Origin of the sequence: Leeuwenhoekiella polynyae (assembly GCF_004104075.1) — a bacterium.
Taxonomy (GTDB): Bacteria; Bacteroidota; Bacteroidia; order Flavobacteriales; family Flavobacteriaceae; genus Leeuwenhoekiella; species Leeuwenhoekiella polynyae.
In genome coordinates, this window is the sequence record NZ_QOVK01000032.1 from 25160 (window position 1) to 40454 (window position 15295).

Sequence of the window (15295 nt, forward strand, 5' to 3'; positions counted from 1 at the left end):
CCCTAAATTTTCATAAATGAAATTAATTGCATACCACCCCTTTGCTGTATTGCTTGCCTGTTTAACGTTGCCCGTAACAAGTTTTGCGACGATAAATACGTTTAAAAGAGCCGCGACTATAAGTTACCAGCAACAAACCGGAAGCCTTTCCGGAAGTGTAAAAACTCTAGATGGGCAACCGCTTGCTCAAGTGAGTGTCAAGCTCTTGAATACTTCAAAAGGTACGACAACAGACACACAAGGTCATTTTAACCTCACAGGACTACCGCTTGGAGAATTTACTATAGAAATTAGTTATATAGGAATGAAAACTCAGCATACATCGGTTACCATAACTGAGGGTGATCGTACCGATTTAAAATTAGCATTGCTACCTGAAGATCAGGAACTGGATCAGGTATTGATAAAAGGAGCGACAACTCCATTTATCAAGGCGCCAACAAGTTATGTAGCTCGTTTACCTTTAACAGATTTAGAAAATCCACAGGTATATGCTTCGGTTTCTAAAACCTTGATGGCCGAGCAACTGGCGACCAGTCTGGATGAAACCCTTAAAAATATACCGGGAGCAGGAGTACCCATTCGGTTTAATCAAAATCGAATTGTATTCCGCTCCAGAGGATTTATCACACAACCGAAAGTCAGAAACGGACTCACCAGTTTTACGCAGACCTATATAGATCCCGTAAATCTGGAGCGTATTGAGATGCTCAAAGGTCCTTCTGCAACACTCTTTGGAAGCAGTGTGGTATCGTATGGCGGCTTGTTAAATCGGGTTACCAAAAAGCCTTTTGACAGTTTCGGTGGAAACATTAGTTATTCCGGCGGAAGCTACAATTTAAACCGACTTACGGCTGATGTAAATACACCTATAAATGCAGATAAAACGTTACTTTTTCGTCTCAATACTGCTGTGCACCGGGAAAACAGCTTTCAGGATGCCGGTTTCTTAAACAGTTTTACGTTGGCGCCATCGTTTTCTTATCAGATTTCAGATAGAGCGAAAGCCTATCTGGATGTAGAATATAACAACGATAAAGGGACATCACCTATACGGTTCAGTCCTTATACTACAGGTATTACTTCGCAGAATATAACCGATCTCAACATTCCATACGACCGTTCTTTTGCCAATAACAATGTCTTCTATACCGGTACATCACTCAACCTCTTTTTAAAACTGGATTATAAACTTTCAGAAAACTGGATCTCTCAAACGGCTATTGCCCGTACGTCCTCGTCTTTTGATGGGTATACGGTCCAGTTAAAAGGCCGCGCTGCAACCACCTTAAGACCCAGCATTACTACCGGTACCTACGGCTATCGCTCCACAGATATACAGCAAAATTTTATCGGAAACTTCAAGCTGGGAAGTCTTAAAAACCGACTGGTGGTCGGTGTGGATTATTACAACTACTATGCAGACCGCAATGTAGCTCAAGTAAACACCGGTACGGTAGACTTTACCCAGCCCCTTACCACATATTATGACACGTTCAATACTTCCTATATTGATTCAGCAGCTGTGGGTGGTAGCAAAACTATTAGAAATCAAGAAACGCAAACCTATAGTGCTTACGCTTCAGACGTGATTAACTTAACCGATCGCTTTCTGGCCATGCTCAGCCTGAGAGTTGATCATTTTAAAGATACCGGTACTTATAATCTGATTTCGGGTAAACAAACTGAGGGGTATGAGCAGACCGCCTTATCCCCAAAACTGGGTGTGGTGTATCAGTTACTTCCCCATAGACTTTCCGCTTTTGGAAATTATATGAACGGGTTCAGCAACCAGAGCGGAAGCGACAAGAATGACGCTGGCTTTAAACCCGAGCAGGCCAACCAGTGGGAGGGCGGACTTAAATTTGATGTATTCCATCACAAGCTAACGGGATCTTTGAGCTATTATGATATTCAGGTACGGGATATTGTACGTGAGGATCCAGACGATAGCGATTATTCCATTCAGGATGGAACTTTAACGAGTAAAGGCTTAGAACTAAACCTAACAGCGAATCCGTTTAAACACTTCTACATTATGGCAGGTTACGCCTATAATGACAGTAAATATACTATGGCAGATGCTTCAGTAAAGGGCTTGCGTCCTGCAGAATCAGGTCCTGAGCATCTTGTAAATACATGGATGCGGTATGCTTTTTCGGGCTCATTAAAAGGTTTTGCGCTTGGCTTTGGGGGTAATCACGGCAGTAGTTCCTATCAAACCAAAACTCAAGACGCAGCGGTGGTGATTCCTGCATACACCACTTTAGACGCCAGTCTATCGTACACCACGCAGCATATGATATACGCCTTAAAAGCAAATAACCTAACCGATGAGCACTACTGGTCTTACCGTTTGGCGCCTCAAAAGCCTAGAAACTTCATTGCCAGTGTTAAATTCTTATTTTAATAGGCTTGACGTAACGAACGAACACTATTAAAAAATGTGCTTGTTTTTCCGGAAGCGCGGCAGTCTGACAGAACTGTCGCGCTTCTTTTTTATAGAGAGACAATAAGCGCACGAGATTATTAAAGGAACTACGCAACCTCTAAAATCTTATGATTTTCTAAAGAAATAAGCTCAGGCTGTTCCCGTCAAAGCCGCTAACTTTATAAAAAAACAAACGATGAAAGCAATAGGATTTAAAAAATCACTTCCCATAACCGAACCCAACAGTTTTATCGCTTTTGAGACTGAAAAACCCAAACCCGAAGGACGGGATCTTTTGGTTCAGATTCAGGCGATATCAGTCAATCCGGTCGATTATAAAATAAGACAGAATGCTGCCAAAGATGAGGAGCTTGATACTCCTAAAATCATTGGTTGGGATGCCGTGGGTATCGTTGAAGAAGTAGGAGAGGAGGTAAGTCTCTTCAAAGCTGGAGACGCGGTATTTTATGCCGGCGATCTTACCAGATCCGGGAGCAATGCCGAATATCAATTGGTTGATGAGCGTATCGTGGGCCATAAGCCTAAAAACCTGAGCCTGGCCGAAGCTGCTGCCATGCCATTGACTACGCTAACGGCCTGGGAAAGTATATTTGACCGCATTAAATACAATCAACAGACGGATAAAGGCAAAAGCCTGCTGATTCTTAATGGTGCCGGTGGGGTAGGCTCCATCGCGATCCAACTGGCCAAAAAGTTAACTGATCTTACGGTGATCGCCACGGCTTCTAGAGAAGAAACCCAAAACTGGTGTAATAAGATGGGAGCAGATCACGTGGTAAATCACCACCATTTAAAGGAGGAACTGAAAGGAATCGGTCACGAGCAAATCGACTTTATAATGGATTTTGTAGACTTAAAGCAATACTGGCAACAACTATCCGAACTAATTAAACCTCAAGGTCATATCGTTTCGATCACAGGAAGTAGTGAACCACTCAATTTAAACTTGCTTAAAAACAAAAGTGTTACGTTTTCCTGGGAATTGATGTATACCCGTTCTATGCACCAGACGCCTGATATGCAGCGTCAGCACGATATTCTAAATCGGGCCGCCGAACTCTTGGATAAGGGTACTTTGCAACACACGCTGACGACCACTTTTGAAGGTTTTACGGTAGAAAACCTCAAGAAAGCCCACGAGCTTCAGGAAAGTGGAACCAGCATCGGGAAGAATGTGATCGTGTTTTAATCGAGTCTAAAAGCTATGTCTTGAAAAGTAACATTTTACTAATAGTCTTTTTATTTTCGGTTCTTCTTCATGCACAAGAAAAACCGGCAGAGACTCCTGCAGGAGTCTATCACCACCGTGGAAACAGCCCGGAAGGGGGAACGAATTATATGCTGTTTCCAGACCAGCAGTTCGTCATTACTTTTTTTGGAGGTATGCTCAAGGGTATTTGGCAGCAGGAGGGAGACCAAATTAATTTTAAAACTGCTGCAGTGCCTCATTATATATGTTATGGGCGTTATGTAGCAGGTTTAAAAGGAACTCAAATTCATTTTAAAATAAATGAACCCAACCAAACCCTTGTTGCTTGGAATACGCTAGAAGGGGAGATGACCCCGGTATTTAATAAAGAAGCAAATTGTTTTGTGCCTCCGTATATCCTTGATTTAGACCAAGAAGTGAAAAAAATCTATTTGCTGCAAAATTCAGCATACCTTCCGGAAACTCCAATGTATGAATTTACAAACGATCAAAATTTTAATGAGTTGTTGATTATCAACCTTAAACCAGATTATACTGAAGTTAAAGAATTTTCTCTAACCACGAATACTCAGCAAGAAAGTAGTCTGGGTATCAAACGTCCCTTATTCACACTTTCAGAGGAAGACTTAAATTACTGTAAAAAGTACTTAAATACCATTCAGTTTCCAACACGTTTAGACCCCGAAAATCTCTTATTTCCAAAGTCAGAAGCACATAATTCAGATTCTTATATTCAATTGAAAGCGGAGAACTATCCCAAACCTGAATTCAGAATAGGCTCAACACCCTATTTCCATTTTTCTTGTGAAGACTTAGAATAATTAGAATGCCCTCCTACACGGGGTATTAAGTTAATTTAACGATTTGAAGTTAAATTATATTAATAAAAACAATATAACGAGCGATAGTTATAGCTTAGTAGAAACAAGAAATCATGAGAAAATTATTGCGGATTATAACTGTTGCCCAAATGGCTTATTATACCTATGACTGGGTTAAAAATAAACGTTCGTTTAAAGAAGAGTTTGTCCCGAATTTAAAGAAAGTTAAACGCCGCATTTTTTAAACTCGATAAAACATTTAAAAAAGAACTATGGAAACAACGAGAGAACAAGCCAAACAGCAATCGCACGATGAAACTGTAGCCAGTTTACAAGAACTTTTAGAAAAAACCTATGATGCGTCAGCAGGTTATAAAGAAGCTTTAAAAAAGGCTGAAAATGTGCATTTAAAGAATTACCTCAAAGAGCGTGCTGTATTACGCGACCGCTTTGCGACAGAATTGAGTGATGCACTGCTCCGTTTAGATGAAAAACCTAAGGAAAAGGGGAGTACCGCTGGAGATTTACACAGAACCTGGATGAATATCAAACAAGCTTTCAGTACAGATAAAGACGAATCCATTTTAGAAGAATGCATCCGTGGAGAAAAAGCCAGTGTTGAAGAATATGAAGAAGTATTGCAAAAAAAGCCGTACCGACCAGAAATAACTAACATCATAACCAGCCAAAAACGAGAAGTAGAGCAAAGCTTAAGCAACATCAAAACGCTTGAAGATTTAGCGTAATACTTTTTAAATGTTAGTCTGATAATGCTACCGATAAGGTGGCATTTTTAGTTTTAGCGTTTTTGTTGGCACCGCCAAAAGGTTTGATACTCTGAGGTAGTATACTGAGATTAACTTGAATGGATCCAATATCAGGTTAAGCCTTCTGCTAATTAAAACGGTTTTAACACAGTCTCTTAGCATACATCAATTTTTAATACGTACTGAACTTCTAATTTTAACCCTATAGAAATCTAAAAAATAATGCTATGAAAAAGATATTGATTGTATTAACCAGTCACGAAGACTTAGGAACAACCGGAGAAAAAACAGGTTTTTGGATCGAAGAATTTGCAGCTCCTTACTATTTTTTAAAAGATAAAGGCTTTGATATTACAGTAGCTTCTCCTCAAGGTGGCCAACCTCCTATTGATCCTAAAAGTGATGCTCCTGACGCGCAGACCCCCGCTACAGAACGGTTCAAAAAGGATAAAGAAACACAAGAAACTTTAGCAAAGACCCTAAAATTAGATACCATCAACCAACAGGATTATGATGCAGTATTCTATCCTGGGGGGCACGGACCTTTATGGGATCTTGCAGAAGACACCTATTCCATCGCTTTAATAGAAGATTTTTATAAAAATGGAAAACCGGTTGCTGCAGTGTGTCATGCACCAGCAGTATTTAAGCACACTAAAGATGCGGATGGAACTTCTTTAGTAAACGGAAAAAAAGTTACCGGCTTCACCAATGAGGAAGAAGATGCGGTTCAGCTTACAGAGGTTGTACCCTTCTTAGTAGAAGATATGCTTAAAAAGAACGGCGGAATCTATTCTAAAAAAGAAGCCTGGGCGTCTTACGCAGTAGAAGATGGTTTGCTGATAACCGGTCAGAATCCCGCCTCTTCAGAAGCTGTTGCCGAACTCTTGGTCAAAAAACTAAACTAATTTCACACATTCTTGCATTCTTGTAAAAACAAGATAGCTGTAGATACTAAAAGCCTTAGTAATGAATTCCACTAAGGCTTTTTTGAGTACAGAATCGATTCTAAAGTCAGCACTATTTTTTATCAAAACCACAGCACCGGCAGGAACCTAAAATTTAAAAAGCTGCTGTAAGCCTAGATTTTCCTGCCCGGCTGACCAGACGGGTTGGGACGTTTTTTCATCGAAAAAATCGCAGATTCATGAAGTCCCGTACAATATATGCGCCTGAGTAAAAACTACAATTTTAAAAATTTAAGATATACTAACTGTTTTAAGTATCTGAAAAAAGAATTGCATTAAATTCTAACTTTGCGAGCATAAAAGTAACTACCTCAGGTAAGGTCCATTGAGGTACACAAAAGCAACAAACCCTGAATTCAAGGCATCCCGATAGCTCGGGACTGGGTATTATACCCTGTGGCGGTGCCAAAAAAAGTTTTAAAAGTGCTGGAAAAACGAAACCAATTACCCCGGGAACATGATTTAGAACCTGATAAATTCATTTATTGTTTAGAAGGCGTACCCGATGTAGATGCCCATCAAATTACCGAAGTTCAAAAAAGTCTGGAAGAACTGGCGCTTCAGTTTGGTGTGGCAAGCATTTATCAAACTTGTGATACCATTGAGGGCTTAGAAGCGAGCTTAAATACCCTGATCATGGACGACCATTACTTTAAAGAATACGAAATTATATACCTGGTAATGACCGGAGAAGCCAATAGTATTTGTTTAAATGATTACTACTACAGTCTTCAGGAAATAGCCGAACTGTTTGAAGGGAAGTTAAGAGGTAAAGTCGTTCACTTTTCAAATGCTAAAGTGCTGGATCTCGATGAGGAAGAAGCACAGTATTTTCTGGATATTACGAATGCAAGAGCGCTTTCCGGTTATGGAAATGCCGTTGACAGGTTAAGCAGCTCCAATCTGGATAAAGTCTTCTTTCACCTGTTTAATGAAGACGACGATCTGTTTCATGTGGTAGAGCAATTACATCAGAAACAGTTTACGGCCTGTAAAATCTTAGATTTTAGAATGTATTATTAGGGGCTCTTATTGTCTTTTATAACGCCAGTACCGGCCTGCCAGAAAGTTCTCGTTAAATTTGCAGCGAACGTAGCGTAGCAGGCGATTCTGTTTGAGGCCAGCGGCCGAGTTAAGCGCATGCAGCGTAGTGAACAAAAAATTTAGAGAAGCTGCTGTAAGCCTAGAATTTCCTGCCCGCCGGGAGGTAGGTTGGTTCTTTGGCATCAAGGCAAAAGAACAAGAACACAACTAGAAGTTCAAGTTTATCAAAACGACAGTACCGGCCTACTTTTTAGATCCGTAGTAAAACAAGCGAAGCCTGCAGCGCGGGGCAGTGGAGGATAGCTTAGCGCAGCGGTTTGCTATCCGCACGATAAAGGATTTGCGTAGTTTTCAAGGATGTAAAAATAAGCCTAGATTTTTTTGGTTCGTTTTTTCATCGATGGAAAAAATGAACAAGAATATGAATAGAAGTTAAAGTTTATTCAAACGTAAGTACCTTCCTATCAGTAGGTTATCGTCAAATTTGCATTGAACGTAGCGTAGCAGGCGATTCTGTTTGAGGCCAGCGGCCGAGTTAAGCGCATCTAGCGAAGCGAACAAAAAATTTAGAGAACATTCTGTAAGCCTAGATTTTCCTGCTCGGCTGAACAGACGGGTTGGGGCATTTTTTCATCGAAAAAATCGCAGATTCACCAATATACTTACGAAAAGAGATATACCTCTTTTTGAATAGGGGGTTTATACCTTTGATTATTAGTTATTTACATAACTAAAATTAGTGTGTTTGTTTAAATCTTTGAATTAATAATCAATTTAATTCAAAAAGATGGAAAAATTACAAGCGGTTTTAGCACAAGATCACGCAAAAAAAACAAAAAAAGAACTGGTAGAACTTTTAACCGGTATCAGCCAAGTTGTAGGCGATGACTTTGATAAAATCACCGGACTACAAGTAAACGAACTCCAGAAGACAAATAAGGATGATCTTGTTGCCATTTTGGGCTCTTTCAATGAAAACTACAATGCAGATTGGGAAAACAATCTGTCAAAAGCTTCAACTGCAACTTTCAAAACGATCCTCGCCTTGGCAGGTAAAGATGATTCCTTTGTTGCAGCTGATGCTTCAGATGCTGACTTTGCTGCAGAATTAGGAAGTATAGATTTTGAAAACCTTATAGGTGGCCCATTAAATGCTTGTGTTACAGCACAAGCAAATGCTTCTATGTCTACAGTGAGTTTTATCAAAGAAGTAGGATTTGATGAAGATGGAAACTTACGCATGGTTGATTTCTCATACAATAGACAGGTTGATGATCCTGATAACCCCGGAACACCCATAACAGAAGCTGTCGCTTTACAGGTTCCGTTTGTTTCGGTATTAAATATTCCCAGTTTACGTATTGAGACCTGCGAAGTTGACTTTAATGTAAAATTGAATTCGGTTTACACTAAAGATGTAAAAAGTGAATTTGGTTTAGACGCTCAGGTTAGTGGCGGTTGGGGACCGGTTAAATTTAAAGTATCGGCTTCTTACAAGCGGTCTTCAAGTACCGGTGTAAAAGTTGAAAAAGAATACACAATGGGAGTAAAGGTTGTTGCGACTAATGATCAAATGCCCGGCGGGTTAGAGAAAGTATTAGGAATTTTATCTGAGTAAGCTGTGATAAAGTTATCTGATTATATGGACTATCTCAATGAAGAGATAGTCCTTGCCCGTAAAAAAGCTGATGAGCAAGCTATTCTAATGGCTAAAGAATACGCTAAAGATCCCTATTTGAAATACTTTAGAGCGCCGCGATTTATCATGCCCACGGTAAAGCTTGATATCCCAATCAAAATCAACGAGTTAGATTCACAAACGAAGTACGAGTTTAAAATGGATGAGGATGTCTATTTTAAAGAAGTCAATAATCGTATTTCTAAAGTAAACAAAGAGAAAAATTTGGCCATTCAGCCAATCTCAAAGGAGACTTTAAAAAGTGCACCTTTTAAAAAAATTGTAAATGAATTAGAAAAGCCAGACGATAAGTTTGTACGCAAAATAGATGAAAAACTGGTGAAAATTGACTTTCAGAAACCTGTGCTGGATATTGTAAAGATCAGAGGGGTTAGCGTCTCTGATACTGATAAAGACATAGAAAAAGATGAAATTTCTACAATTCTTAAAGACAGCTTAAAAAAGATGTATACGCCAACTTCGGCTAAACTTAACAATATCTTTTTTGATCCTGATACCTCTAAAGAAACAGATAAAGACAAGATTTTACTTACTCTAAAAGTAGAAATGGTAGAAGAAGGAATTCAAATTATCGAAGCCACAAACGCAGAGGGCAAAACTATTGAAGAAATCATTTTTTAGCTATGCGGATATTTCTACATTTTAAAAAACAACAACTGGAGCTATTTAATAGCAGGTTAATTGCTGAAAATGAAAAATTTATAAGAAAAGAATTCAGTCTTGAAAAATCTATGATGCAACTCTTGATTGATGTACAGGATTATTTTAAACAAGTAGGGGAGAGTAGCAATGAAGAAAATATAAGTCGTTTAAAAATATATCTGGATATGGCTTCCGGTGGTATTGACCCCGTAAAAATGGAACGTACCAAAACAAACAGAAGAGATATGTTGCGTATCGCCTGTTTTTATGTGCTATCGCAATTGGGTGAGCATCTTGACCAGGCTTTAAGAATTCTGATAGATAGTATAGAAAAAGCAAAAGAAACTTTAAATCAGGTAATTCTCTCTGCTTACCAGTCTAAATTAATCACAGATACTCATATAAAAAAAACAGATTCGCTTGATAAGTGTGCAAAACTCTGGGAGCAATTTCAGCAAAATGAGCAAATAAAACTTATTGATAAAAAATTAAAACTAGAAGTGCTGCAACAGGATATTAATATCCTGTTAGATCAAACTTTAACTAAACTTAAAACCAACTGATTATGGCTACAGAATCTAAACCTAAAAAATACATCATTCAGTTAAAAGAAGATAAACTACAGGATATAAAAAATACGCAACGTGACCTGGGAGTTACGTTCACTTCTTCTGCAGAACTCAGCAGCACCGTGCGCGCGCAGGATGTTATGAATGCCGGTAACGGACTCTATCTTAAAAATTTAGGCATTGCAATTGTTGAGGATTTAGAAATTGCAAAAATTGAAAATGCACAGTCTAAGCTGAGTAATCCTATTGTCTACTGGGAAGAAGAGCGCACGTTTAAACCTGTAAATGAGTTAGAAATGCTAACTGAATTGAAAGAGGATCTTAAAGCTTTTTCTCAACGTATTGAAGAACTTGAAGTACGTATTGAAGCTAATAAAAATAGCAATCAAAACGCATTTGCATGGGGCCTTAACGCAGTTGGTCTGGCAAAAAGTAAATATACCGGTAAAGGCGTAGATTTATGTGTCCTGGACACCGGGTTTTATAAAGATCATCCTGATTTTGTTGATCGAATTGTAAAAGGAAAGTCTTTTATTACAGGAGAGAATTGGGAAACAGATCCACACGGTCACGGCACACACTGCGCCGGTATTGCAGCAGGTAATTTTTCGATTTCTGAAAAAATTAGATATGGCGTGGCTTATGAAGCCAATCTCATAATAGGTAAAGTTTTAAGTGATCGGGGTATGGGTTCTACCAGTGCAATCCTTGATGCTATTGATAACAGTCTTGAGAAAAAACATAAAATTATATCTATGTCCCTGGGATCTCCTGTTTCTATAGGAGAAAAACCTTCTCCTATTTTTGAGCAAATCGGTCAGCGTGCTTTGGCAAATAATACCTTACTTATAGCAGCTGCTGGCAATGACAGCAAGCGCCCCGGGCTGCCTAAACCGGTGAGCAGCCCTGCAAATGCAGAATCTATAATGGGAATTGGTGCTCTTGACGAAGCTTTACGGGTAGCGAGCTTTTCTAACGGGGGATTAAATGCAAGTAACGGAGGACGGGTAGATATTTCGGCTCCTGGTACCGGTATTTACAGCTCTTATTCTGCAAACAGCAAATTGGGTAAGATATATCGAAAAATGAATGGTACAAGTATGGCAACACCCTTTGTATCAGGAATCGCAGCATTGTATTGGGAAGCATTTCCTAATGCATCAGCAGAAGAAATATGGTTAAAACTGGAAAAAGGAGCTAAGAAACTGGATAATCAGTTATACCGAGATATTGGTCAGGGAATTGTTCAAGCTATATGAGATGTATATTTATTTAGCCATTTTAGAGCACCATGTTAAAGTAGACAACCAACTCAAGGAATACTTCAAAGAGAAGGAAATAAAAATTCTTAAAAATTACTCTTATCTGGGGATGCTTAAGATTGAAAGTTCAAAAGAATTAGATAGTAACAATTTGAGATATATAAAAAATCTAGAGCAAGATTTACCTATGGGACCCGCTACCGAATCGTAAACCACCTTGGGGCAAGCTCACAAGGTATCATATGAGCATTAGTTTACTTCGAGTCATGACCTGTAGCATGTAAATCTCGATTATCGAGTAACGCGACAAATACATGCATTCAAATAGATTGATCTTTATTAGAAGGTATGACGCTGCTCTTCAGTTACCGATGCATTTAAAAGTTTATTAAACGTACGTATAGAATTGAAATCTGAAGTAATCGCATCAGAAATGCTGATTCCGGAAATTCCTGTTGTTAGCAATTGGGTAACATCTGCAGTAGTGATCCCACCAAAACCAAGAATTGGAGTTTCGGTTTTTAAGGCTGCGGTAATTAACATATAGCCATTTAGACCTAATGCATGCTGTACAGTATTTACTTCAGCTTTAAACGATTCCAGATTTATATAATCTACTTCTTTGGTCAGCAAGGTTTCACATTGTTCTAAATTAAATGCAGTGCCACCCAGCATTTGCCACGTGTATAAATGATTACGAACCTTAATGAAATCTGTATTGGGATCGCTAATATGTACACCGTCTGCTTTTAAATCTCGTGCGAGTTTATAATTATCATTGAGGATTAATCGGGTTTGATAGTGTGCTGTTAGTTTATGAACTTCCTCAGCTGTTTTACGAACCTCTTTATCAGAATATCCATTGAGATTCAACCGAACCAGTTCAATACCCGAAGTGCAGGCTTTTTGTATATTTTCCAAGTGCTCTTCAGGGGTATTTCCTTGAGAAACATAATGGAGTTTAGGGATAATCATCAGCAAATCTTTTTAAGATTTGTAAATATACTGCTGTAAATCGGCAGCACGTTTAAATTATTACTAAATCTAGGTGGTGTAAATAAAAACAGCACAAAGCATTATTTAGACGTTGTGCTGTAAGTAGCGTTTATCTTCAGAGAGATCAAAACGTGTCTAAGAATTATTTATTCTTCCTCTTCAGCAACTAAAGAATCTTCCATCGCCAGTTCTTCATTTTCAGTAGCAGAAACCGGTACCGAATCTTTTAAGCGTATAAATTCTTCTGCACGTTCAGAATTTTCTTCTTCTCCGGTAAAATACGGGAACACATCAACGATAGGGGACTCAGCAACAGCGGGAATACTGTATTCACCCATCGTGTCTTTCATCGCGTATACGGTATTTTCAAAGGCTTCTTTAACATTATTTGCCTGTACCAAAAGGTATTCATTGGTTTTACGCTCTTTTCCGCTTTGCTCATCAAATGCAATTAATGAAACTTTAGCCTTAAACCAGCGATCTGCGTTTTCAAAAGGATGCACTTCGGCAAAATTGGCCACCTTGATATTCGTGATCAACATCCCTTCACCTTCATTTAGAAAAGGCTGCATCTCCTCAGTAATACGTTTTTCTGCCTCCGTATACGAAACCGCATCTACCAGAAACGGCTCGGTTTTCAGTTTTCTAAGGCCGGAAGCTTCATCAAATTTGGCATATTTTACTTTGCATTCGTACCAGGTTACACTCATAATTTCAAATTTTTAGGACGCCAAAAATAGGATATCACAAAGGCTCAGCAAGACTTAAAAGGAGATAGATATTCACAAATATCAATTGTAAAGCGTAACCGTTTTAACGTGAAGGTTTTAAAAACTAATACTTGTGCTTGTTGGGGTTGTGCACAAGTTCTTTTGTGGATGACGCAACCAAAACCCCAAATCCCCATCTGAATAGTAACCGACTTCGGGGTCAAGCCTGTCTGCCGACAAAGGCAGGCCCGAGAAGCAGTTAACTAACTAATACATCATGTTTAGTACGAGACAAGCCTCGGAGCATTTAAATCTCGATTATCCGATAAAACCCAAACGATTATGATCAAAAAAATCTTTATTCTGGTATGGATTGGCGTTGCTATATCCTGTTCAACTGATGATGAGGACACAATTCCTGAACTAAAAGGTTCATTTGCCAATTCAATCTTCATCCATGACGGGAACGTTCTGGTGAGTGGTGTTGAATTTTCAAACAATCGGAAAACAACCTATTGGATCGATAGTACTCCGGTAGATTCAACCGCTTTTAGCGCTGCTTTAGAAACAGGTTCCGTCTACCGGGGCGATGTGGACGACGCATTTCGGAAAACCTTTGTAAGCAAAACATCAAGTGAAGACGCAGAGCTATACAGTTTCTATCAGGGAGCGTTTACAACAGCAGGTACCATGGACTATTTTAAAAACAGGAGAGCAGTGACCACAACACTTCCTAATCCTGGTATTCTGTCAGCCATTCATTTCTATAACCAGCAAGCTTATTTCTGTGGACACTTTAGCGAAGAAGCCGTTACGGAGGCCGGACCAGGTTTTCGTCCGGATGTACCATTCTTCTGGGACGGTAGTACAGAAGCAATAGAATTACCCGTTTCTCAAGATGTTTTCTTTAGAGGAGTAAGTTGTGTGTTTGTTGATGAAGACAATTTTTATGTAGGCGGAAAAATGCCATACCCCATGTACTGGAAAAACACCAAATTGATACAATTAGGAAGTTTGTTTGGAGAAGTCAATCAGATCACCGTAAATGCCGGGGATGTCTATGCCGTTGGGTACTATAATAAAACGGATAGTAACAGTACAGGAAACACAGCTTGCTACTGGAAAAATGAAGAATTGATGGAGCTGGAAGACGATGCTCAGGCAACCGGAATTTTTATAGACGGATCTGATATCTATGTGTGTGGATCCACAGGTAGGGATCAAGCTTCCTATAAAGCCTGCTATTGGAAAAACGGGGTTAGAGTAGCACTACCTTAATGTACGTTTAGTCTTTGGGTATACTGAAGAAAAAGAGCGCTAAAGAACACCTATTCAAACCCCAGTACCGGCCTATCAGGAGGTTCTCATAAAATTTGCAGAGAACGTAGCGTAGCAGGCGGTTCTGTCTGAGGCCAGCCGCCGAGTCAAGCGCATGCAGCGAAGCGAACAAAAAGTTTAGAGAAGTTCCTGTAAGCCTTGATTTTCCTGCCTGCCGGGAGATATGTTGGTTCTTTGGCATCAAGGCAAAAGAACAAGAACACAACTAGAAATTCAAGTTATCCAAAACATGTCCCCGTTTCCGCGCGATTGCATCGCGTGTTGGTACCTGCCATCACGATTTTTAAGGAATTACACCTCGCATTGCCGTGTTATGCTATACCAAAAGATCATAATTCCTTCAATAATAAGAGTTCATATAACATAATTCCTGTAAGGTGTCTATTGAATTTAGTCCTGTCTAAAGAAAAATAAAACATGAATTTAAGTGCAAACGGCCTCAGTAGACTTTGGTTAAAACTATAGGTGAAAGGAGCGTTTATATTCTGGAGTAGAAGTAGTAAGGCTTATTGGTTACATAAATTATTAAAACTTATTCAAAGCATTTTAAGGGGTAAGCCTCCTTTCCAGAATATAGCGAGTGAGCCGTGATAGTTTCCAAAGTATACTGCAGCCTTGATCTTTTGGTTCTTTGGCATCAAGGCAAAAGAACAAGAACACAACTAGAAGTTCAAGTTTATTCAAACGTCAGCACCGGCCTACTTTTTAGATCCGTAGTAAAACAAGCGAAGCCTGCAGCGCGGGGCAGTGGAGGATAGCTTAGCGCAGCGGTTTGCTATCCGCACGATAAAGGATTTGCGTAGTTTTCAAGGATGTA

General features: G+C 39.3%; 14 protein-coding genes. 12 read left to right on the forward strand and 2 right to left on the reverse strand.

The window, feature by feature from the left end:
• The first annotated feature begins 16 nt into the window (after positions 1-16).
• The 11 genes from DSM02_RS19400 (at position 17) to DSM02_RS19450 (ending at position 11645) form a co-directional block, all read left to right on the forward strand.
• Positions 17-2410, forward strand: coding sequence for a TonB-dependent receptor (locus DSM02_RS19400; RefSeq protein WP_128767138.1), 2394 nt, complete (start codon positions 17-19; stop codon positions 2408-2410).
• Positions 2411-2627: 217 nt separating this feature from the next.
• Complete coding sequence (locus DSM02_RS19405) at positions 2628-3641, forward strand: zinc-binding alcohol dehydrogenase family protein (protein WP_128767139.1); 1014 nt, start codon at positions 2628-2630, stop codon at positions 3639-3641.
• Positions 3642-3661: 20 nt separating this feature from the next.
• Positions 3662-4483 (forward strand): hypothetical protein, encoded by an 822-nt coding sequence (locus DSM02_RS19410; protein WP_128767140.1) that lies wholly within the window; start codon positions 3662-3664, stop codon positions 4481-4483.
• A 272-nt stretch (positions 4484-4755) separates the two neighbouring features.
• Positions 4756-5229: a ferritin-like domain-containing protein gene (locus tag DSM02_RS19415; protein ID WP_128767141.1), complete on the forward strand. Its 474-nt coding sequence runs from the start codon at positions 4756-4758 to the stop codon at positions 5227-5229.
• A 248-nt stretch (positions 5230-5477) separates the two neighbouring features.
• A complete protein-coding gene (locus tag DSM02_RS19420) occupies positions 5478-6158 on the forward strand; it encodes a type 1 glutamine amidotransferase domain-containing protein (RefSeq protein WP_128767142.1) in 681 nt (226 codons plus the stop codon).
• 483 nt (positions 6159-6641) lie between these two features.
• A complete protein-coding gene (locus DSM02_RS19425; protein WP_128767153.1) occupies positions 6642-7241 on the forward strand; it encodes a DUF6642 family protein in 600 nt (199 codons plus the stop codon).
• 808 nt (positions 7242-8049) lie between these two features.
• Positions 8050-8880: a DUF2589 domain-containing protein gene (locus tag DSM02_RS19430; protein WP_128767143.1), complete on the forward strand. Its 831-nt coding sequence runs from the start codon at positions 8050-8052 to the stop codon at positions 8878-8880.
• A gap of 3 nt (positions 8881-8883) precedes the next feature.
• The gene (locus tag DSM02_RS19435; RefSeq protein WP_128767144.1) at positions 8884-9582 is read left to right on the forward strand and encodes a hypothetical protein; all 699 of its coding nucleotides are present in this window, start codon (positions 8884-8886) and stop codon (positions 9580-9582) included.
• Positions 9583-9584: 2 nt separating this feature from the next.
• Complete coding sequence (locus DSM02_RS19440; protein WP_128767145.1) at positions 9585-10166, forward strand: hypothetical protein; 582 nt, start codon at positions 9585-9587, stop codon at positions 10164-10166.
• Between the two features lie 2 nt (positions 10167-10168).
• Positions 10169-11431 (forward strand): S8 family peptidase, encoded by a 1263-nt coding sequence (locus DSM02_RS19445; RefSeq protein WP_128767146.1) that lies wholly within the window; start codon positions 10169-10171, stop codon positions 11429-11431.
• A 1-nt stretch (position 11432) separates the two neighbouring features.
• Entirely contained in the window at positions 11433-11645 is a 213-nt protein-coding gene (locus DSM02_RS19450) for a hypothetical protein (protein ID WP_128767147.1), read from the forward strand.
• A 128-nt stretch (positions 11646-11773) separates the two neighbouring features.
• On the opposite strand, the gene DSM02_RS19455 is transcribed toward DSM02_RS19450, so the two are convergent.
• Together DSM02_RS19455 and DSM02_RS19460 are read right to left on the reverse strand one after the other, a co-directional pair.
• Positions 11774-12409 carry a thiamine phosphate synthase gene (locus DSM02_RS19455; RefSeq protein ID WP_128767148.1) on the reverse strand — a complete coding sequence of 212 codons (636 nt, stop codon included), beginning with the start codon at positions 12407-12409 and terminating at the stop codon, positions 11774-11776.
• A gap of 167 nt (positions 12410-12576) precedes the next feature.
• Complete coding sequence (locus tag DSM02_RS19460; protein ID WP_128767149.1) at positions 12577-13140, reverse strand: DUF4494 domain-containing protein; 564 nt, start codon at positions 13138-13140, stop codon at positions 12577-12579.
• A 342-nt stretch (positions 13141-13482) separates the two neighbouring features.
• Here DSM02_RS19460 and DSM02_RS19465 point away from each other — a divergent pair, with 342 nt between their 5' ends.
• Entirely contained in the window at positions 13483-14418 is a 936-nt protein-coding gene (locus DSM02_RS19465; protein ID WP_128767150.1) for a hypothetical protein, read from the forward strand.
• Positions 14419-15295: the final 877 nt, after the last annotated feature.